This is a genomic window from Listeria monocytogenes (assembly GCF_041765605.1).
Taxonomy (GTDB): Bacteria; Bacillota; Bacilli; order Lactobacillales; family Listeriaceae; genus Listeria; species Listeria monocytogenes_D.
On sequence record NZ_CP168900.1, the window covers coordinates 1,099,473 to 1,121,202 of the forward strand.

The window sequence follows — 21,730 nt, forward strand, 5'->3', positions numbered from 1 at the left end:
AGTTGTTAAACTAAATGTATATCCTTTTATTTTTTATCCTTCAAGTGAATTTCAGCATATAATTCATCTACTAAGAGAGCAACATCGTCTTTAATTTCCGGATGTTTTAAAGCAAATTGCATGGTCGTCTTAATAAAACCAAATTTATCGCCAACATCAAAACGTTCTCCTTCGAAATCATAAGCGAACACACGCTGAATCTCATTTAAACTGTTGATTGCGTCGGTTAGTTGGATTTCCCCACCAGCACCAGGTTTTTGTGTTTCTAGAAAGTCAAAAATCTGAGGTGTTAGTAGATATCTACCCAGAATAGCAAGGTCAGATGGTGCCGCACTTGGATCAGGCTTTTCGACAAAACCATTTACATTGTACAGATTTTTACTATATTCATCAATTGGATCGATAATGCCGTAACGATAAGTTTCTTCATGAGGAACCGTTTGAACTCCAATGATTGAACTATGTGTTTTTTCATATTGATCTATTAGTTGTTTTGCACATGGTGTTTTTGCTTGTACAATGTCATCGCCCAACATAACGATAAATGGTTCGTTACCAACAAAACCTCTTGCTTGTAAGATGGCATCACCAAGTCCTTTAGGTTTCGATTGACGAATAAAATGCAGATTAATATTTGTTGTTTCTTCAATTAAATGAAGTAATTCTAGTTTGTTTTTTTCACGTAGATTGAGCTCAAGTTCTGGTACAGAGTCAAAGTGATCTTCAATAGCTCTTTTCCCTTTACCAGTAACAATTAGAATATCTTCAATTCCAGATTCTACTGCTTCTTCTACTATGTATTGAATGGTTGGCTTGTCTACTATTGGAAGAATTTCTTTAGGCATTGCTTTTGTGGCAGGCAGAAATCTCGTCCCTAATCCTGCTGCTGGAATGACTGCTTTTTTTACTCTCATTATAACGCTCCTTTGAATGATATTACTAATGTAACTAAGTTCATTATACGCTATTCAACGATTGTAATTCAAGCTGAACACTAAAAGAGGCATTTTACTATGTTATCTTGACTTTTATGGGCAATTGTAATAGATTGAAGAAAGTAAATAAAAAAGTATAAAGGGAGATTAAGCATGCTCTATGAGATTATCAAAGAATCAAAAATAGCAGAACCAAAAATTTCTGTTATAGTTCCAGTTTATAATGTAATTAGCTATATTGATGAAACTATTAGTTCCTTACTAAAACAAACCCTAAAAGATATTGAAATAATTTTAGTTGATGATGGCTCTTCTGATGGAAGTTTCGAAAAAATTATTGATTATGGCGACCGGTTTGATAACATTTGTGTAGCTAAAGAACCTAACGCTGGTCCAGGTATGGCACGTAACAATGGTTTAAGCATTGCTAAAGGCAAATATATTAGTTTTGTGGACTCTGATGACCTCCTCCCAGAAAGAGCCTTAGAGATCATGTACGAGGCTGCTGAGAAAGAGCAAGTAGGAGTAGTCACAGGTATTTCTGTTAGTTTTAATAGTAATCGTTCATGGTTTATTGGCGGGCACTATAACAAAGGCGTTTTTAAAAGTGGACGTAAAACACTTATTCAGAATCCGGAAATGCTTTATACATTAGGACCTTGTAATAAACTGTACCTTCGTGAAGTAGTAGAAGATATCCGTTTTCCAGATTCAATCAAAGTTGCAGAAGATCATCCTTTTGTCATTGAAGCCTATTTAAAGTCTCAAAGTATTTATACAGTAGATGAAATTATTTATAATTATCGTGCACGAGAAGATGAAGGAGATATTTCTTTATCACAAATCGTTACTTCGAATCCTTATGTAAGTTTTAAAGATATTATTGCTAGTATAAAACTGTCTGATGCTCTTTTGAAAGAGTATGTGACTAATCCAGTTGCACTTCAAAAAATCAGAGTGGACTACCATGACCGAATTATTGCAACGGATATTTGGCCTGCGTATAAAGGTATTCTTTTGAATGGGGATGCGGAAACACAAATCAAAATGTTTGATGCTTTCCGTGCATTAGTAGATTCGATGGATTTCCATTTGTTTAATAATCTGGGTGTTTTCCAAAGACTATTAACATTTGAAACGATTAATCGCTATACATTCATTAAAGAAAAAGCACGTCCTAGCTACTTAAGAGCGTTGAGATTAGCTTATGAAAAATTAGATCCAGGTTCGTTGAATAAATTATTATCCTCCGATTATGCTAAAGAAGTTCGTGCTGGTGAAAAAGCGGCCAAACGAAATTCAATAAAACCTATCTATAATCGTCTTGTAGCACGCAAGCTGAAATCTACTATTTCAACTGGATTTGAAAAAGTAGTTGTAAAAAATTGGACAAAACTAGTAGGATTATCACGTAATTTTTATGCGAGAAGAATAGCTTTTCCAATTTATAAGTTAGGGAAAAAAGAACGTAAAATAATCTTTTTAACGAATAAGCATGATGTGTTAGCTGATTCATTTAAAGCGGTTTATGATGAGATTATTTTACAAAAACCAGATTATAAAGTAGTAGGTTATTTGAAGCAACCTCAAAGAACTATTTTAGAACTTTTAAAAATGTATAAAGATATTGCAACTGCTGAGTATATCTTTTTAGATGATTATTATCGCCAAATTTATGGATTAACTCTTCGCAAAGATTCTGAAGTTATTCAACTTTGGCATGCGGCTGGGGCTTTTAAAAAGTTCGGTTTTAGTTCCATTGGTTACGCAGATAGTAATACAGAAAGCTTTGAACGAGATGCACATAAAAACTATTCCAAAGTAGTAGTTTCTTCCAGTGAAATTGTACCATTTTATGCAGAAGCGTTTGATGTGGATGAAAAAAATGTATTGCCACTTGGCGTACCGCGTACGGATCGTTTTTTCAATGAAGAATACAAAGCTTATATTAAAAACGTTTTTGAAGGAAAATATCCTGCTTTAAAAAATAAAAAAGTCATTACTTATGCGCCTACTTTCCGTGGTGGTCCTGGTGAACGTCAACAATTTGTAATGAATTTAAATATTCGACGTTTAGCGGAACAATTAGGGGATGAGTATGTACTTGTTTTGAAAATGCATCCTTCTGTAGTTCGAGGCGTTGGTATTCCATTTGATTTACAAGAGTTTGCATTTAATATGAGTAATGAAGATATTAATGATGTTTTGATTAATACCGACATTTTAATTACTGATTATTCTTCAGTAGTGTTTGATTTCTCTATTATGGAAAAACCTGTGCTCTTTTATGCATACGATTTGGAGGGTTATCTAGGAGAACGTAATTTCTATTATAATTATGAAGAATTTGTTCCTGGTCCAATAGTTCGTACAAATGAAGAATTAATTGGAACAATCAAAGCAAATGATTTTGACTTAGAAAAAGTTCGTGTGTTTAAAGAAAGATTTTTCGATGATTTAGACGGTAACTCTGCTAAACGAATTGTGAAAGAACTTATTAAGTAAGATTTACTTTTTGAAATATGATATAATTAACAATGTCAAAAAAACAGTTAAAGGAGATTAGAGGATGATATACGCTCAAATTTTAGCTGGAGGAAAAGGTACGCGAATGGGTAACGTTAGCATGCCAAAACAATTTCTACCTCTAAATGGTAAACCAATTATTGTTCATACCGTTGAAAAATTTATTCTAAATACTCGATTTGATAAAATTCTTATTTCCTCACCAAAAGAATGGATGAACCACGCTGAGGATAATATTAAAAAGTATATTTCTGATGATCGTATTGTAGTTATTGAAGGCGGAGAAGACCGCAATGAAACAATTATGAATGGTATTCGTTTTGTGGAAAAAACATATGGCTTAACAGATGATGATATTATCGTGACACATGATGCGGTTCGCCCATTTTTAACACATCGTATTATTGAAGAAAATATAGATGCTGCGCTTGAAACAGGAGCAGTAGATACGGTTATTGAAGCACTTGATACAATCGTTGAATCAAGCAATCATGAGGTGATTACGGATATTCCGGTCAGAGATCACATGTATCAAGGACAAACACCGCAAAGCTTCAATATGAAAAAAGTGTATAGCCACTATCAAAATCTAACACCAGAGAAAAAACAAATTCTAACAGATGCATGTAAAATTTGTTTGCTTGCTGGCGATGATGTGAAATTAGTTAAAGGTGAAATTTTCAACATTAAGATTACGACGCCTTATGATTTGAAAGTAGCGAATGCGATTATTCAGGAGCGGATAGCCAATGATTAATCAAGTATATAGACTTGTGTCAGAGAGACAGTTTGAAGTTGCCAATGTGGACGAATCATTAACAGGTGATGTGGTTGTTGTTAGACCGACTCATTTATCTATTTGTGCGGCAGATCAACGTTACTATACAGGTTCTAGAGGAAAAGAAATGTTATCTAAAAAACTTCCAATGGCACTTATTCATGAAGGTGTTGGCGAAGTCGTTTATGATGCGACGAAAGAATTTAAACCTGGAACAAAAGTTGTCATGATTCCAAACACACCATTTGAGAATGATCCAGTCATTGCTGAGAACTATTTACGTTCTAGTAAATTCCGTTCTAGTGGTTATGATGGCTTAATGCAGGATTATGTGTTCATGCGTCGTGATCGCGTGGTGGCATTGCCGGATGATATTAATATGAAAGTAGCTGCTTTCTCAGAGCTGATTTCCGTGGCAGTTCACGCTATTTTACGCTTTGAAGGAAAAAGTAATGCTAACCGGGAATCTTTCGGTGTGTGGGGCGATGGAAACTTAGGTTTCATCACTTCTTTACTATTAAAAAATTGGTATCCAGATAGCAAAGTTTACATTTTTGGTAAAACACCATATAAATTAGACTTCTTTTCTTTTGTGGATGGTGCTTATGCGATTGATGATGTTCCGGCTGATTTAGTTATTGATCAAGCATTCGAATGTGCTGGAGGAATGGGTAGTCAGTATGCGGTGAGTCAAATTATTGATGTCATTAAACCAGAAGGAACCATTTCCTTACTTGGTGTTTCGGAGTATCCGATTGAATTTAATTCACGTATGGTACTTGAAAAAGGACTAACCGTTTATGGAAGTAGTCGTAGCGGTCGTGTTGATTTTGAGAAAACAGTGGAGTTCTTATCAACCAATAAACGTGGGGTAGAATATCTGCAAAATCTTGTTGGGGAAGTTCATACAGTTCATTCCATTCAAGATGTAATCGAAGCATTTGAAGCTGATTTACGCAGTCCATGGGGCAAGAGCGTTATGGAGTGGAAGATATAATAAAACATTGGGGAGTTTAGGCTGTAAGCTAATGAATTTGTTTGCTAAAGTATTTTAGGAAGCAAGAAAATCGAACGTAAGTATTCGATGGTCATTTGCTAAATCCTTAACTTCCCAGCTTTTATATGGAGAGGGAAAAAGAATGAAATTTGCGATTATAATGCCTTTTTACAATGCGGAAAAAAGGTTAGCATTATCCATAGATAGTATAATTAAGCAGTCTTACAGCTTTTTGAAGCATGTGGAAGTACTGCTTATTAATGATGGAAGCACGGATGGAAGTGGCGCTATCGCAAATCGTTACGCTACAAAATATCCTAACAATATCCGCGTGTTGACCGTTCCAAATGGCGGGCCGGCAAAAGCACGTAATATCGGAATACATAATGTAAGGGAAGATACTGATTTTGTTGGTTTTTTAGATGCCGATGATATAATGTCAGAGAATACGCTAGCAAGTATAGTGGCATTCCTAAATGAGTCTAACGTTTCTATGCTTGTACCAGCTTTTTATTACTTGGATGACTTTGGAAGCAAGCAAAAAATTTCGCCACATAAATTAAATTACCGTTTTGCAAATGGAAATCGAGTTGCTGATATCGAAAAAGAACCGGAAGCAATTCATTTTTATATTGGCGGTACTTTTTTGCGTTATGATTGTTTGAAAGAATTTACTTTTGATGAGTCGCTTTATTTTGCGGAAGATCAGTTATTAATTACTCAGTTCTTACTGAAAAATCGGAGCTATGGCTTGATTGCGGACGCGGGTTATTATTACTATCGTGATCTAAAGCAAAAAGGTTCTTTAGTAAGTTCGTCTTGGAAAAAACCAGAACGATACACGCCTTTTTTGCAGAAAGTATATCAAACTTATTTAACCGACTCGAAAGAAATATTTGGCAAAGTGATTCCCTATGTGAAGTATCTAATTGCGTACCATGCAAAATTGTTTTTTTATAAAGAAAATACTTATTTCCGGGAAGTTTTAAGCGAGTCGGAGCAAGCGATTTTCGTGCAAGAATTACAAAAGATTTTGCAGGAAGTCGGAGCTAGTACGATTATGGAATTAGACACACCTCTCGTAGTAAAAGAAATGATGTGCTCGATTTTGCAAAATGGATGGCCGCTACAATTTGAAAAGGCTGAAAAACAAGATATTCCACTTGTGACAGTGAAAGAAAATTATCGTATCGGCAAAACAGTCGCGATTGAATTACTTCTAGAAGAAGCGGATATCCATGACGTGAAATGGGTTGCTCGCACGTCTTTTAAAGAAATGCCGGCTCGGTTAGTCAAACGAAAAGAGAATCAAACCATTTGGGATGTCGTTGTCAGAGAAAAAGGCACAATAGAAAAAGCTGTATTTAAATTAAAACCGTATCAAACGAAAGCGCGTCTTTTTTATCAAGATGAGGAAAAGGAAACGCCTATCGCCGACATAAATATCATAAGTAGCATCTTAGGGAAATTAAAACGAAATCGAGCGTTAAAGCGAAAGTTTAAACAGGGGGGAGTATCCTGATGAAGTTAGTACAAAAAGTGTATTATTTGTTGTTTAGATTAGTGGGATTTTTACCGCGAAAAAAAGATTTAGTGATATTTGAAAGCTTTTCAGGTAAGCAATATAGCTGTAATCCACGGGCTATTTATGAATATATGGAGGAGCATAATCCGGAATACGAATTATTATGGAGTGTTAATCCAAAATTCGTGGCTGTTTTTGAAGCTTACGGAGTTCCTTATGTTAAACGTTTTTCTATTAGCTGGTTATTTAAAATGGGGCTTGCTAAGTATTGGATTTCCAACAGTAGACTTCCTTTAGAACTACCAAAACCGAAAAAAACAATCTATGTGCAAACTTGGCATGGAACACCCTTAAAAAAATTAGGCGTGGATATTGATGAAGTGCACATTCCAGGGCAAACAACGGAACAGTACAAAGCTGATTTTGTAAAAGAAGCACAGAAATGGGACTACTTAATTTCTCCTAATGCTTATTCTAGTACTATTTTCAGGCGTGCATTTGGCTTTAATGGTGAGATGATTGAGTCGGGCTATCCGCGGAATGATATTTTATTTAGTGCTGATAAAGAGTTAAAAATAGCTAACATAAAAAAAGAGTTAAATATATCACCAGAGAAAAAAATCATTTTATATGCACCAACATGGCGTGATAATGACTTTTATGAAGCTGGGAAATATAAGTTTGATTTAAAAATTGATATCGCAAAAATGCAAGAAAAATTTGGCGATGAAATTGTACTACTTGTGCGCATGCATTATCTAGTTGCGGAACATTTTGATTTCACGCAATATGGTGATTTTGTCCGCGATGCTTCAAACCATGAAGATATACGCGATTTATACTTAGTGAGTGATTTGTTGATTACTGATTATTCCTCTGTATTTTTTGATTATGCGAATTTACAGCGTCCTATGCTTTTTTATACGTATGATTTGGCGGAATATCGTGATACGTTACGTGGCTTTTACTTTGATTTTGAAAAAAATGCTCCTGGTCCACTTGTGGAGACGAATGAAGAATTAATGAGTGAACTTGAAAAAATGCTTGAAAATCCACCTAAAATAGAAGACAGCTTTTTGGAGCAGTTTTGTACTTGGGAGGATGGTCATGCAGCAGAGAAAACAGTGAAAATCGTTTTTGCTGAAAAATAGGTGGTGGGAATTTTGAAAGAAGTAGCGATTTATATTTATATGCTTGCTGTTAAGGTGACTGGCTGTTTGGCGAGGATTTTTCCAATTAAACAAAAAGTGGTACTGTTAGTTAGCTTTCCAGAAAATCCCACTGCAATAATAAAGCAAATGAACGAAATGAAAGTCACACCAAAAACGGTTGTTTTCTTTGATCCAAGAGTGGATGTGACCGGTTTTAATTTTGATTTTATCCAATTAAAGCCAAAAAAAATCAAGCACTTTTTCTCGTTAATGTTCCATTTGAATACGGCAAAAGTGGTCATTACAGATAATTATTTCGTGGAATTAGCTGGATTAAAAGCACGTGAAAATGTGACCTGCATCCAAATTTGGCATGCGAATGGAGCATTGAAAAAATTCGGCTGGGAAGATAAAGCAGCGCAAAAAAGAAGCGCGCGCGATAAAAAAAGATTTCAAGAAGTATACAGACGTTTTTCAAAAGTGCTTGTCGGATCGGATGAAATGGCAGCAATTTTCCAAAAGTCGTTTTTACTAGAAGATTCGCAAATGTTGAAGCTGGGAATTCCGAGAACGGACAATTTCTTCAACCAACAACAATTGAAAGAAAATGCCGAATGGACAAATACCAAATTACATCTTTCAAACAAAAAGAAATTATTATACGCGCCGACATTCCGTGATGAGGAACTTCATAGTACAACGCTTCATTTAGATATCGCGAAGATGAAACAAGCGCTCGGCAACGAGTACCAATTAATTTTAAAATTACATCCATCTATAAGTAATGATTTAGATAAAGTAGTGGATGATTTTGTTGTGTACGCGGACAAAGAAACGCCAATCGAGACGATACTACCAGCCGTAGATATGTTGATTACTGATTATTCGTCTATTCCATTTGAATTTGCTTTATTAGAAAAACCAATGCTCTTTTTTACGTATGATTTAGAGGAATATGACAAGGCTAGAGGTTTGTCGGATGGCTTTTTAGCAACGATTCCGGGGCCATTCGTTCATACCACCGAGGAACTAATACAAGTAATTGAGCAAGAAGCATTTGATTTAGAAATGGTTCGTGCTTTTGCGGCGAAATGGAATAAATATTCAGACGGGCATTCTAGTGAGCGCTTCGTTTCCTTTTTGAAAGAACAGCTAGAAAAGTAGGACTGCTAACAAGTAGAGAAATTTTTGTTTTCTTGATATACTACTAAAGAAAGTAGGTGGGCTGATGAAGAAAGTAATTACATATGGCACATTTGATTTAATTCACTGGGGGCATATTCGCTTATTAGAACGAGCAAAAGCTTTAGGTGATTACCTTATTGTAGCCATTTCAACCGATGAATTTAATCGAATCAAACACAAAGAAGCATACCATAACTTTGAACATCGCAAATTAATTTTAGAGGCGATTAGATATGTCGACGAAGTGATTCCAGAAAGTAACTGGGAACAAAAATTAGAAGACGTGAAAAATCGAGATATTGATATTTTTGTGATGGGTGATGATTGGGAAGGCGAATTTGACTTCTTAAAACCTTATTGTGAAGTGGTTTATTTACCACGTACAGATGGAATTTCTACTTCTAAGATAAAAGACGATTTAAAATAAGGGTAGCACAAAACTAGCAGACCGGTAATGTTCAATTATTAGGTGGTGCGCTTGTTTTGTGCTATTATTATGTATAAATGATAACGCAAAGAACTAGTTATGTTAGGAGCAGAAGAAATGACAAATTTATTTCAAGATGATAGTCTAACGCTGCATACAGACTTATATCAACTAAATATGATGAAAGCGTATTTTGACGATGGACTTCATGAGCGTAGATCGGTATTTGAAGTGTTTTTCCGAGATATGCCATTTGATTCGGGTTTTGTTGTGTTTGCGGGGTTAGAACGAATTATTCATTATATGCAAAATTTACGTTTTACAGAAACGGATATTGCTTATTTACACGACGAACTTGGTTTTGACGGACCTTTTCTAGAATATTTACGTAATTTTAAATTTAAAGGAAATATTCTTGCTGCAAAAGAAGGAGAATTTGTTTTTAAAACAGAGCCAATCCTTCAAGTAGAAGCAAGCTTGGCGGAAGCACAATTAATCGAAACAGCTTTGCTTAATATTGTGAATTTCCAAACGCTGATTGCAACAAAAGCGGCGCGAATCCGTTCTGTTATTGACGACGAAACGTTTGCCGAATTTGGTACAAGACGTGCACAAGAAATGGATGCGGCTATTTGGGGCACACGAGCGGCTTACATCGGCGGTTGTGATTCGACGAGTAATGTTCGCGCTGGGAAGATTTTCGGCATACCTGTGTCTGGTACGATGGCACATGCGATGGTTCAAGCTTACCGCGACGAACTAGAAGCATTTAGAAGTTACGCAAAAACGCATTTTGATTCGATTTTCTTAGTAGATACATACGATACGCTAAAATCTGGCGTGCCAAATGCGATTAAAGTGGCGAAAGAAATGGGCGATAAAATTAACTTTATCGGCATTCGTTTAGATAGCGGGGATATGGCTTTCTTATCTAAAAAAGCACGCCAAATGTTAGATGAGGCTGGTTTTACAGAAGCAAAAATCTTTGCTTCTAGTGACTTAGACGAACATACTATTTTATCGTTAAAAGCGCAAAAAGCAAAAATCGATTCTTGGGGCGTTGGCACAAAACTAATCACCGCTTACGACCAACCAGCATTAGGTGCCGTTTACAAAATGGCGGCAATTGCTGATGAAAATGATATTTTACAAGATTCAATTAAACTTTCAAGTAATACTGAAAAAGTGTCGACACCTGGTAAAAAGAAAGTTTATCGGATTATTACGAATGAAGATGGCCTGAAAGCGGAAGGCGATTATATTGCTTTAGCGGACGAATCACTCGAAAATGTCGATAAACTAACGATGTTCCACCCAGTTCATACGTATATTATGAAAACAGTCGAGAATTTCACCGCGCGTGAGCTACTTGTACCCATTTTCCAAAACGGAGAACTTGTGTATGATATGCCTTCACTCGATGAAATTAAAGCATATAAAGAAGAGAACTTGGCGCTACTTTGGGACGAGTACAAACGAACCGTTCGTCCGGAGCAATACCCAGTTGATTTAAGTGTAAAATGTTGGAAAAATAAGATGCGTAATATCGAAAAAGTACGTAAAAGTGTCCAGCTTCATTCACCAGTTGAACTAGATATGCCGTTTTAGGAGGAATTATAATGGAAATCAGAGAAAGAATTTTAGCAGATATGCAAGTGGCAGAAACGATTGATGCACATGAAGAAATCCGAAAAAGTGTCGAGTTTTTAAAAGCATATTTAAAAAAGAATACGTTCTTAAAAAGCTTTGTTCTTGGGATTTCTGGGGGACAAGATTCGACTTTAACAGGAAAACTAGCACAGATGGCGATAAGCGAAATGCGAGCAGAAACGGGCGACGATGAGTACCAATTCTTCGCTGTGAGCTTGCCATACGGAACGCAACTAGATGAATCGGACCGTCAAGATGCACTGAACTTTATGGAACCAGATAATCGTTTAACCGTAAATATTAAAGCTTCAGTGGATGCGAGTGTTGCGGCGCTTGCGGAAGCGGGAGTGGAACTATCTGATTTTGCTAAAGGGAATGAAAAAGCGCGCGAACGGATGAAAGTACAATACGCAATTGCAGCGATGCATAAAGGCGTAGTGGTTGGAACCGATCACTCCGCGGAAGCAGTTACTGGCTTTTATACGAAATATGGCGACGGTGGAACGGATATTAATCCACTGTTCCGCTTGAATAAAAGACAAGGCAAGGCGCTTCTTAAAGAGCTCGGCTGCCCAGAACATCTATATTTGAAAAAACCGACAGCAGATTTAGAAGATAATAAACCGGCACTTCCTGATGAGGTCGCGCTTGGTGTGACTTATGACCAAATTGATGATTACTTGGAAGGCAAAGAAGTTCCAGCAGATGCTGCGGCAAAAATTGAGAACTGGTTTATTAAAACCGAACATAAACGCCATATGGCAATTACTATATTTGACGATTTCTGGAAATAGGAGGCTGTTTAAATGAAAGTTGGTTATGGTTTATTAACTGCATTTTATACACACCCAGGAGAAAAAGACAATTTAGTGAAAATCTTGCTTGAAGCAGCAGAGGCTTTGGATGATTACAACACGTGTATCCAATATATCGTCAGTGAATCTGAAACCGAGGCAGATACGGTGTTTGTTTCTGAGATTTGGGTCGACAAAGGGCATCATGCAGCATCACTTGATAACCCAGCAGTACAAGAAACAATTGCACGTGCCAAACCGATGATAAAAGAAATAAAACAAATACAAGAATTAGACATACTCGGTGGAAAAGGCGTATAATTTTAACAACAAGAATGATTCTGGGACTCTCCTGGAATCATTTTTTTGGAGGGATGACAAAATGCAAACGTTGATGATTGTTTGTGCTGGCGGTGCGACGTCAAGCTTAATGGCACAAAATGTTGTGAAAAGCGCGACGTCGGAAGGAATGGACGCTGTTTTACTATTTCCAGATGACGTAAAATACAAAGATAGTTTTCTCGAGAAATATAGCGAGCGGGATCTGGTTGTCGTGATGGGTCCAGTCGGCGCAATTACAGCTGGGAAATTCCGTGATTATAAAGAGCAAGTCGATGCCGTTTTAGTAGCACCACAAGTGAAATATATGTACAAAACAGTGGAGGAAGTATTAGGCGAACTAAATATTCCTTGCGCTAATATTGATTCACTCGATTTCGGTCGGATGCGCGGGGATAAGATTCTCACGCAAGGTCTAGCCTTAATGGATGCGAAAAATTCCAAATAAGGTGTTGCAACTTTAGAGGGGAAACGTTAAAATGAAAGAAGATGAAAAGGACAAGTGATTTGTCCTTTTCTTATATTATTGTGAAGTAACCGCAATTTTGCGGTTTCATTTTATAGATAAGGGTGGTTTTGTTTAAAATTATGAAAGACTTTACCGAGCAAGAGAAAATTATCGTTCTAGATTTTGGTAGTCAGTACAATCAACTAATTACGCGCCGCATTCGTGAATTCGGTGTGTATAGTGAATTACATCCGCATACTATTACAGTTGAAGAAATGAAAGCACTAAATCCAACGGGGATTATTTTTTCAGGAGGACCTAACAGTGTGTATGACGAAGATGCCTTCCGCGCTGACGAAAGAATCTTTGACATGGGAATTCCGATTTTAGGAATTTGTTACGGCATGCAATTAATGACAACGCACTTCGGTGGCAAAGTAGAACGTGCGAAAGACCGCGAATACGGGAAAGCGGACATTCACGTCGAAAAACCAAGTCGTTTATTTGCTGGACTACCAACCGATCAAGTTGTTTGGATGAGTCACGGCGATTTAGTTGTCGAGGAACCAGCTGGATTTGAAGTAACAGCTACTAGTAAGTCTTGCCCAATTGCAGCTATTGCAGACGAAGAGCGTTCTCTTTACGGCGTGCAATTCCACCCAGAAGTACGTCACTCAGTTCACGGAAACGAATTACTGAAGAATTTTGCATTAAACGTTTGTGGCTGTAAAGGCGACTGGACAATGGAGAACTTTAGTGAAGTAGAAATCGCTAAAATCCAAGAAATCGTAGGCGACAAAAAAGTCTTGCTTGCACTTTCTGGCGGCGTAGATTCCTCTGTTGTTGGTGTGTTAATTCATAAAGCAATTGGCGACCAACTAACATGTATTTTCGTTGATCATGGCCTTCTTCGTAAAGGGGAAGCTGACCAAGTAATGGCGACATTACAAGGCGAGTTCAACATGAACATCATCAAAGTAGATGCGAAAAAACGCTTCATGGACAAACTTGCTGGCGTTTCTGACCCAGAACAAAAACGTAAAATCATCGGTAACGAATTCATTTACGTATTCGACGATGAAGCCAACAAACTAGACGGCGTAGAATTCCTAGCACAAGGAACACTTTACACAGACATCATCGAAAGTGGTACAGCAACTGCCCAAACAATCAAGTCTCACCACAATGTCGGCGGTCTACCAGAAGATATGCAATTTAAACTAATCGAACCTTTAAATACACTTTTCAAAGATGAAGTTCGCGCACTAGGAACAGAACTTGGCATGCCTGACGCAATCGTTTGGCGCCAACCATTCCCAGGCCCAGGCTTAGGAATCCGCGTTCTTGGCGAAATTACGGAAGAGAAATTAGAGATTGTCCGCGATTCTGATTACATCTTGCGTGAAGAAATCAAAAACGCAGGTCTAGAACGCGAAATTTGGCAATACTTTACTGCTCTTCCAAATATCCGTAGCGTTGGTGTTATGGGTGATGGTAGAACGTATGACCATACTGTAGTTGTTCGTGCGGTGACAAGTATTGATGGTATGACAGCCGATTGGGCACGTATTCCGTGGGATGTACTGGAGAAAATTTCGGTACGGATTGTGAATGAAGTGGATCATGTGAATCGTGTTGTTTATGATATTACGAGTAAGCCACCAGCTACGGTTGAGTGGGAGTAAAGGGTTACATCGTTTGGCATTTTATAAAATGGGTAAAAACCGTTAAATTTGAGAAAGTTGTCCGCTAAAATTCCGTCAAGAATTTTAGGACACAAAAAAAGAGAGATCACAAAAAAGTGATGTCTCTTTTTTTATGCCCGAAATCCCGAAAAGATGGAGCGCTCTTCGGAATTTCAGTATGCAGGGAAATAAAGGTTTTGCTGGGAATTCCAGGTTGATCTTATGCTGAGACAAGAAGTTGTTTTTTCATGATTAAACTTTGCAACAGAACCATAATTTAGCTTACTTAACTAGGGTATCAAAGAAATATTTAAAAAGAAGCTTTAAAAAAATTAGGGAGTGCAAATGTTGCATTAAAAGATTTAGCTATAAAAATTGAAGAAAAAAGATTTCTAAGATTAGCGATAAAAGTAATACTGAAATTCTTGAATCAATGGTGTGCAAAGGGATGGGATTTGTCAGTGTTTGTGAATCAAAAAATATTGAATAAAAGGGTGAGAAGAGATTATGAAGTTATTTTATAAAAAAATTTTAAAGAGCATTACTAGGAAATCTATTATAACCATTGGTAAAAAACTTATTGTAATACAGATTCTTTATTTACTATAATCCTTTTAGGGGGAAATAATACTTGAAATACTAATTAGAATAAAATAACTATCATTTTTTGAAAGATGATAATAAAGAGCAACATGATTAAGAATAAGATGCTATAATTACCTTGCAAGAAAAATAAAAATTAAAGGACAAAATATATACACAAACACTAGGACATATTGAAACAGAATAATGATTGAAAGATAGAATATCAGATATCAATCATGGGGAGGTTTCAATAAAGTTAATAAAAATAATTTATGAGGCTGTAAAAATTAGATACGGCTTTATGAGAATATAAATTTAGTAGAGTAGTTCATAGTTATAAATATCATGATGATAAATTTCAAAATAGAAAAATTAATTTTTCACACTAAAATAAGGAGTTCGTTTTAAAATGGATGGAATATACAAAGAGTTTATAAGAGAGGATAGTTGTAATTCATTAACTTTTGCTGATGGATTACAAGTTTCTGAAAACGAATATATGATAGTAGAACAGTGGTTTCTTGATTATTTAATCAGGCATGAAAAATCTGAGCCTATGGATTTGAATTATGAAAATGAAATGAGAGAACAACATAGTGAGATCCTTCCTTTTATTGGTGAAAACGCTAAAAAATATATGATTGGTAAGTTGCTGGTGTACTATAATATTTCATCTGGGGGATATTTAAGACCCTCATATATTGCTCGATTAACAACCCTTTTACGGAATTTGCTTTCAGATTATATCAAAATAGAAGGAACTCAATTCACACCTATAGAATTTGAGCTGTTGACCCAATATACAAAAAAAATACCTGAAGTATCTCCTAATGGTGATATACTGGAAAATCTGTTAAAAATAGAAAAATTAAGTAGAATTTGTGCTACTTCTAATGAGGAACAACGAAATCAGATATTATTAAATTTACTTTCTATTATTAAAAAAAAGAGTTTTCATCATGATATACAATGTTATAAAAAAATTTTGACTCTTATTAGACAAGAAGATGAAGGTCTCATCTCATATCTGAAAAGATTTAAAGTTAATAATAATCAAGGATGTTATTTAGGAATCAACACTGTTATGAAAGCATATATATCACAAGATATGTGGACTGATTTTACAATTAAAAAAAAGCTGATATCACTATTAGATTCAGCAAAAGGAAAGAGCCCTAAAGAAAGTTGGATTAAGAAATTACATGATATCCATGCTAATAAACATTCAGATGAAATACTTTTATTATGTAATGAATTATTCGACTTTGAGAAGATAACTAATTACGTATTTCAAAATGGTCATTATTGGAGTGATGATGTGCTGAAGCGATTTATAAAGGGAGGGCATTGGATTGTTGCTTCTATATAAAATAAATAAAATCTAAAAATGCCGAAAAATAACAAATAAGATTAATCTATTTAATGTAATATACACAACATAGGACATGTTGAAACTAAACGATGATTGAAAGATAGAATATAAGATATGGTTCTGTTGTAAAGTTTAATCATAAAAAACCTTCTTGTCTCAGCATAAGATCAACCTTGAATTCCCAGCAAAACCTTTATTTCCGTGCATACTGAAAACCCGAAGAGCGTTCCATCTTTTCTGGTTTTCTTCTATATTCCTCGGAGAGCTTCCATCCCTTTAATCGTGGACGAAGTGGTGCGAAGACTTTGATAAAATTTACTCCGACGTTTGATTGGTCGATGGTTTTGTCCAATCAGTTTAATGATTCGTCGTTTTTTGATGCTTAAGTGGAGTATGATACCATTGTGGATTGTAATAGATTTAGCGTATTTATATCTTTTGTTATGAATGGTTAGTTAATCCTCTTTATTAAATACAAGATTTAATAAAAAATAAGTACTCAACAATGTTTGAGTTTGTTACAATTAGTAAATAAGAGGTGGATGATGAACAGTCTTGAGCCAAGAAATGAAGTAGAAAGTATTATTATAGAGCATAATATTGATCGAAAAACATTTTTTGAAGTTGATAAAATTTCTTATAAAAAAATAGAAAATAAAATAATCTCTAAATTTATCAATCTGGAAGATGGTTTTGATTTTAATTTGCATCGAGGGTATTTGAGATATAATCATAAATTAAGATGTATAGGAATTAGTTATCAAAAAAATGATTGGTGGGAATGGTTTAAATTAGTTCCAAGCATTGTAGGACAAACAGCACCTGTATATGTTGTTTTTACTGGTGATAATTATACATGGATCTATACAGGTTATTTAGAGGCGTTAATGAAAATTTTATATTATGGCAGTCCTATAGGTGAAGGCGATTGTTATATAGTTTCCCAAAAATTTGATTGGCTTATTGGTTATTCTGATGATGGCGATTATGTTACTTGCGTAGATAATGGACTGTTCTTTTCTATAGATAAAATGGTCCTTCTAGATAGTGATATAAACGTACATCTATTGCCAGTACAAACTAACTAATTAGTTATCCATCATTAGTAGAAAGAAAACTCGATGATAATAAGTAATAATTCGTTTTGTGAATTTTACTACCATATTTATACTCAACCACGAAAGAAGGAAAAAACATGTTATCCGATATCACAATTACAATTCCTAACAAAACAGCTCAAACAAAATACGATAATCTAGCAAAAAACATGTCTTTTAAATCAAAAGGGGATATGGAGTCATTGCTTGATTTGATCAAGATTTTGTATATAAACAATTATTATGAAGAGGCGCTTTTGTGTTGCCGACTAACGAACGACGTAAAATTTGATAATGATTTTGATGTTTGGACATTTATTCATAGGATTTGGATGTTTGAAATGCAAATACTTGTGCATTTTGGGAAAAAAGAAGAGGCCGAAGAAATTGCTACTAAAATAGAGGCGCATTTTAAAATTCCAATGAAAATATGGAATACTCCTGAAAAAAGATATGCGCAGTATAAAAAGAATCGTTCTCGGATTGTTCTTAAGGATCTTAGCCATAAAGAAAAAATCAATAGCACACCTAGAGGAGAATCTGGAGAATTTGATTGGAAATTTGTCGCATTATCAAGTCTTATCGAACCAATTACTTTGAACAATATGACTGGTGTTTCAGTAGAAGAGGCAGTAGAAATATTTAGACAATATTCAGCAGAGTTACAGCAAACGAAAAAGTATGGAGTTTCGTTATAATTGCAGAGATCTCATGTATTTGTAAAAGTTTTAGTAAATTAGTATCGGAGTGAGCAGCCATGATGTTTAAAAGTGTATTTTTTGCTTTAGAACAAGCACAATTTAATCATGATATTATTCATAAAGTAAATACAGAATCTAGGGCGCTTTCGGTAGCTTACGAAAGACTGCTAAAAAAGGAGAAGATAAATTGCAACTTTACCAGATTAGTAATTACTGGTGTTAAGGATACGGAAGTTGTGATAAATCAAGGTGTTAACACAGCTAACATTTTATCGCTGAGCATTTCGTTTGATGAACAGAAATACGTGGCTTTTCAAACTATAAGGCAAAGGCAAGAATATCTCTATACCTTATTTGAAGCTGTTTTTTCAAAGCTTACAAGTGAAATGGAAGTCAATTTAAAACCATTCATTTTGGAAACAAAACTAGCAGCAAATTTTTCTCAAAAAGTAATAGAGGAGTTTAGAGAAAATAATTATCAAACTACTTATTTATTAAAGCGAAAGAAAATAACTGCAATCAATCGATTTTGTGAAGTTTGGGTTCAATTTACTGAAAAAGAATGTAATTTAAAGCTCCGAATAATGGACAAGAAGAATGTTATGGAAGAGAGAGCTATTTATACGACAGATCCTTATTTAGTGGCATTCCAATTTCTGTTTTCTAATGTAGAGGTAACTAATAGGACGATACAAATTACAGGAGCAAGAAATGGGCTATTAAAAATAGATTTATAGGTAGATGTTCTATTGCTCTATAATAAATGAAATATAACGTATCACGAGTTATTAATTAGAGAAGCTACCCAAAACGGCTTTTTATTTCACAAATAATAATGTAAAATGAAAACATGGGAGATTCAAATACGAAAGGAGAAAAGAAAATCAATCATACACAAAAGGGTAAAATTGATTTCACTTTCTTTATGTTTATGCTTTTAACCTTTAACAATTCAAAAAACATCATGGGATTTTTGCGTTTCAAACAACAACGTATAAACAGCAGTGTAATCCAGCATACTAATTTTAAAGGAGCGTAACTTTATGAACGAATTTCCAGTTGTATTTGAACCAGAATTTATGACAATTTATTTACTTGTTATTATCGGTATATTTTCTACAACATTGGCTTTATCGCTTGAAAAATATAAGTTTACTATAGCGGGGAAAGCGTTGATTGGGATGTGTTTTATATCCCTGTTCGTATTATTTGTTTATATATGGGTGGGTGGGATTTCTTCAGAAACAAACGAATTAATCTTGAGCCCTATTGGGATTCTCAGTGTATTGCTCTTTACTACACATCCATATATTTTCCTAATACTTGCAATCTTGCTCGGTGGGGAAAAGAAACCACCGCATGTATCCAAACTTAAAAAATAAACTAGCTTAAATGACAGCATGAAAAGGAGATCATCAAATGAGTATTACAGAAGAAGAATTTGAAGAGAAGGTTTCGGAGTTATTTATTAATTATCTAGAAAAATGTACGCCTGAAGAGATTCATCAAGTGGTTGTAGAATGGAATTTTGATAATCCGAAGAAACCGATTCATTGGATCGCTAATTCGCCGAAAACGGATAAAGGAACGGCGTTAATGTTGTTTTGGTTAATGGAGCCGGACTTTGCTTATCAATTTGAAACGAGAGAAGAGATGGTTGAAAAAAGCAGTTGGTATCAGGAAGATTTTGATATTGTTACTATTTTGGAAGAAAAGTACTTAGCTGGGTTCTATCAAAATCAAGTTTATAGTTACGCACCTCCAGCCGAGTTTCAAGAGGAGGAAATGAAAAGAGCGATTGCGAGCGAAATGTTTCTTCCTTTGAAAGGGCTAAAAGTTTCGGAGGCGGCGGATTGGGCAGATGGTTTTCCTCCTGAATTGCAAGAACGGTATAATGAACTAGCTGAATCAGTGGAAGAATAAGCTTGATTCGGTGTTATTTTAAAAGGAATTCAAAGTCGAAAATCGTTTGATAGGTTTTCGGCTTTTTTTATTACTGGTGCTTTGAAAATATTAAAGCAGATTAGGAGGAATAATATGAAGTCGCAGCAGACCTTTATGGTAGAGGTTACCTTTTATTCTAATGCAAGAAAAACGGTTCCGGAAGCGGGGTATCGGCCGCATTTTGTGATGGAGTTGGATGAGGAGCGGGAATATTTAGGTGTTGAAATTTATGATATAGAAGTGGATGCGCTGGATTCGGCGGGGTACGCAATGTGTTCTTTTTTGTATGAACAAGAGGGTGTTGGTTATAGTAAGATTCAGCCAAATAGTTCTTTTATGGTTATGGAGGGTGCAAGTGTTGTTGGGAGAGGGACGATAGTGTCGTTTAGTTTGTAACGAGCGTCGTTAATTGAAAGTTAAATTGATTTATACGTTTTACACAGTATAATTAAACTATAAGGCGAGGCTTTTCGGTGGAGATAGCAAATATTAGTGAAAAGTAGTAAATCTATACACTATAAAGACATCAAACGAAAAATCGGCTTTTAACAAACATACACAATTACTAAGGAGGAAAAATGTTGATTCCATCGTATTTGAAAAACACAGCTAAAGAGGTAAATATTAATGATTTTCTTAATGTAGAAATTGTAACAACAAGTAACGAGGAAACTTTTGACATTTTATATTGCGGAACGCTGGAAGAAATAGAAGGTGATCAGTTAATTACTAAAGAAGATTCCGAAATCCCATTAAAAATTATAGCGAAAAGCACTTTATCGGGGAAAGAAATTTTGCTTTATGATGGCGCATATTATGGCTATGATAGTATGTTTTGTGATGAGTTTGAGGAAGATGCTACACAAAATAGAGAATTACAAAAATATCCTATAAATAATTTATCTAACATTCGTTTATCTATAGGTATTGGCATTGATTATGAATCAGAGAAAGAAGATTATGAATTTGACGAAAATGGCAATGTAATCTTAATTGATGAGCGACATATCCCATGGGAACAAGTGAAAACGGACGGTTTTGATTTTCTTGAAATAGCGGCAACAGATGAAAATGGGTCGTCTTTATTAATTTTGACGGAAGAACTTGCGTAAATAAAAAAATAGGAAGTTGAAAAAAATGATACTTATAAATAAACGAGCGAAAAAACAAGATTACCAGACGATTTTAGCAATTTGGGAAAAATCAGTTATTGCAACGCATGATTTTTTAGCTGCGGAAGATCGGCAGTTTTATAAAGAGAAGGTTCCGGGTTTTTTAGATCAAGTGGAGTTGTTACTTTGGTTTTCAGGTGAGGAAATCGTTGGTTTTAGTGGGACGAGCGAGCAGGAACTAGATATGCTTTTTATTGATCCGGCGTTCACGGGGCAAGGCTTGGGGAGTCAGATTCTTGCTTGGTTAATGGAAGAGAAGCAGATAAATCAAGTGGATGTGAATGAACAGAACGAAAATGCCAAGAGGTTTTATTTAAAGCATGGATTTGTGATTTCTTCTAGGAGTGAATTGGATGGATTTGGAAAGCCATATCCTATCCTTCATTTGGAGCGAGCATAAATGTTAGTGAGGAGTAAAT

Annotated in this window: 22 protein-coding genes and 2 pseudogenes; 22 read left to right on the forward strand and 2 right to left on the reverse strand. The window is 35.3% G+C overall.

Annotated elements, in window-relative coordinates; translation table 11 throughout:
• Nucleotides 1-26: 26 nt before the first annotated feature.
• Complete coding sequence (gene galU, locus AB2Q86_RS05570) at nt 27-914, reverse strand: UTP--glucose-1-phosphate uridylyltransferase GalU (RefSeq protein ID WP_003730530.1); 888 nt, start codon at nt 912-914, stop codon at nt 27-29.
• 174 nt (nt 915-1,088) lie between these two features.
• Between galU and AB2Q86_RS05575 the strand changes: the two genes are divergently transcribed.
• The 14 genes and pseudogenes from AB2Q86_RS05575 (at nt 1,089) to AB2Q86_RS05640 (ending at nt 16,394) form a co-directional block, all read left to right on the forward strand.
• Nucleotides 1,089-3,440 (forward strand): CDP-glycerol glycerophosphotransferase family protein, encoded by a 2,352-nt coding sequence (locus AB2Q86_RS05575; protein ID WP_012581566.1) that lies wholly within the window; start codon nt 1,089-1,091, stop codon nt 3,438-3,440.
• 64 nt (nt 3,441-3,504) lie between these two features.
• Nucleotides 3,505-4,218 (forward strand): 2-C-methyl-D-erythritol 4-phosphate cytidylyltransferase, encoded by a 714-nt coding sequence (locus tag AB2Q86_RS05580; RefSeq protein ID WP_003730532.1) that lies wholly within the window; start codon nt 3,505-3,507, stop codon nt 4,216-4,218.
• Nucleotides 4,211-5,236 carry a ribitol-5-phosphate dehydrogenase gene (locus AB2Q86_RS05585; RefSeq protein WP_003724627.1) on the forward strand — a complete coding sequence of 342 codons (1,026 nt, stop codon included), beginning with the start codon at nt 4,211-4,213 and terminating at the stop codon, nt 5,234-5,236. The genes AB2Q86_RS05580 and AB2Q86_RS05585 overlap by 8 nt, the downstream gene beginning before the upstream one ends.
• A gap of 142 nt (nt 5,237-5,378) precedes the next feature.
• Nucleotides 5,379-6,758, forward strand: coding sequence for a glycosyltransferase family 2 protein (locus AB2Q86_RS05590; RefSeq protein WP_012581565.1), 1,380 nt, complete (start codon nt 5,379-5,381; stop codon nt 6,756-6,758).
• Nucleotides 6,758-7,912 carry a CDP-glycerol glycerophosphotransferase family protein gene (locus AB2Q86_RS05595; RefSeq protein ID WP_012581564.1) on the forward strand — a complete coding sequence of 385 codons (1,155 nt, stop codon included), beginning with the start codon at nt 6,758-6,760 and terminating at the stop codon, nt 7,910-7,912. The genes AB2Q86_RS05590 and AB2Q86_RS05595 overlap by 1 nt, the downstream gene beginning before the upstream one ends.
• A gap of 12 nt (nt 7,913-7,924) precedes the next feature.
• On the forward strand, nt 7,925-9,076 hold the full coding sequence (locus tag AB2Q86_RS05600) for a CDP-glycerol glycerophosphotransferase family protein (protein ID WP_012581563.1): 1,152 nt from the start codon (nt 7,925-7,927) through the stop codon (nt 9,074-9,076).
• A 64-nt stretch (nt 9,077-9,140) separates the two neighbouring features.
• Nucleotides 9,141-9,524: a glycerol-3-phosphate cytidylyltransferase gene (gene tagD, locus AB2Q86_RS05605; RefSeq protein ID WP_003724631.1), complete on the forward strand. Its 384-nt coding sequence runs from the start codon at nt 9,141-9,143 to the stop codon at nt 9,522-9,524.
• 117 nt (nt 9,525-9,641) lie between these two features.
• Entirely contained in the window at nt 9,642-11,132 is a 1,491-nt protein-coding gene (locus AB2Q86_RS05610; RefSeq protein WP_003721509.1) for a nicotinate phosphoribosyltransferase, read from the forward strand.
• Nucleotides 11,133-11,143: 11 nt separating this feature from the next.
• Nucleotides 11,144-11,968, forward strand: a complete 825-nt coding sequence (gene nadE / locus AB2Q86_RS05615) for an ammonia-dependent NAD(+) synthetase (protein ID WP_003727000.1) — start codon at nt 11,144-11,146, stop codon at nt 11,966-11,968.
• 12 nt (nt 11,969-11,980) lie between these two features.
• A complete protein-coding gene (locus tag AB2Q86_RS05620) occupies nt 11,981-12,289 on the forward strand; it encodes a putative quinol monooxygenase (protein WP_003738665.1) in 309 nt (102 codons plus the stop codon).
• Between the two features lie 61 nt (nt 12,290-12,350).
• Complete coding sequence (locus AB2Q86_RS05625; RefSeq protein WP_003730540.1) at nt 12,351-12,755, forward strand: PTS sugar transporter subunit IIB; 405 nt, start codon at nt 12,351-12,353, stop codon at nt 12,753-12,755.
• A gap of 128 nt (nt 12,756-12,883) precedes the next feature.
• On the forward strand, nt 12,884-14,440 hold the full coding sequence (gene guaA, locus AB2Q86_RS05630) for a glutamine-hydrolyzing GMP synthase (RefSeq protein WP_003736259.1): 1,557 nt from the start codon (nt 12,884-12,886) through the stop codon (nt 14,438-14,440).
• 131 nt (nt 14,441-14,571) lie between these two features.
• Nucleotides 14,572-14,658: pseudogene (locus AB2Q86_RS05635) on the forward strand (IS6 family transposase); the annotation flags it as partial.
• Nucleotides 14,659-15,434: 776 nt separating this feature from the next.
• Nucleotides 15,435-16,394, forward strand: coding sequence for a hypothetical protein (locus tag AB2Q86_RS05640; RefSeq protein ID WP_012581562.1), 960 nt, complete (start codon nt 15,435-15,437; stop codon nt 16,392-16,394).
• A 170-nt stretch (nt 16,395-16,564) separates the two neighbouring features.
• On the opposite strand, the pseudogene AB2Q86_RS05645 reads toward AB2Q86_RS05640, so the two are convergent.
• Nucleotides 16,565-16,753 (reverse strand): annotated as a pseudogene (locus AB2Q86_RS05645) (IS6 family transposase); the annotation flags it as partial.
• 189 nt (nt 16,754-16,942) lie between these two features.
• Between AB2Q86_RS05645 and AB2Q86_RS05650 the strand changes: the two are divergent.
• The 8 genes from AB2Q86_RS05650 (at nt 16,943) to AB2Q86_RS05685 (ending at nt 21,711) form a co-directional block, all read left to right on the forward strand.
• Nucleotides 16,943-17,485, forward strand: a complete 543-nt coding sequence (locus tag AB2Q86_RS05650; RefSeq protein WP_012581561.1) for a DUF6756 family protein — start codon at nt 16,943-16,945, stop codon at nt 17,483-17,485.
• 107 nt (nt 17,486-17,592) lie between these two features.
• The gene (locus AB2Q86_RS05655; protein ID WP_012581560.1) at nt 17,593-18,192 is read left to right on the forward strand and encodes a DUF6707 family protein; all 600 of its coding nucleotides are present in this window, start codon (nt 17,593-17,595) and stop codon (nt 18,190-18,192) included.
• A gap of 59 nt (nt 18,193-18,251) precedes the next feature.
• Nucleotides 18,252-18,932, forward strand: a complete 681-nt coding sequence (locus AB2Q86_RS05660) for a hypothetical protein (protein ID WP_012581559.1) — start codon at nt 18,252-18,254, stop codon at nt 18,930-18,932.
• Between the two features lie 306 nt (nt 18,933-19,238).
• The gene (locus AB2Q86_RS05665) at nt 19,239-19,577 is read left to right on the forward strand and encodes a hypothetical protein (RefSeq protein ID WP_012581557.1); all 339 of its coding nucleotides are present in this window, start codon (nt 19,239-19,241) and stop codon (nt 19,575-19,577) included.
• Between the two features lie 37 nt (nt 19,578-19,614).
• A complete protein-coding gene (locus tag AB2Q86_RS05670) occupies nt 19,615-20,118 on the forward strand; it encodes a DUF4274 domain-containing protein (RefSeq protein ID WP_012581556.1) in 504 nt (167 codons plus the stop codon).
• A gap of 114 nt (nt 20,119-20,232) precedes the next feature.
• A complete protein-coding gene (locus tag AB2Q86_RS05675; RefSeq protein ID WP_012581555.1) occupies nt 20,233-20,535 on the forward strand; it encodes a hypothetical protein in 303 nt (100 codons plus the stop codon).
• 182 nt (nt 20,536-20,717) lie between these two features.
• A complete protein-coding gene (locus AB2Q86_RS05680; RefSeq protein ID WP_012581554.1) occupies nt 20,718-21,251 on the forward strand; it encodes a hypothetical protein in 534 nt (177 codons plus the stop codon).
• 25 nt (nt 21,252-21,276) lie between these two features.
• Nucleotides 21,277-21,711 carry a GNAT family N-acetyltransferase gene (locus AB2Q86_RS05685; RefSeq protein WP_012581553.1) on the forward strand — a complete coding sequence of 145 codons (435 nt, stop codon included), beginning with the start codon at nt 21,277-21,279 and terminating at the stop codon, nt 21,709-21,711.
• Nucleotides 21,712-21,730: the final 19 nt, after the last annotated feature.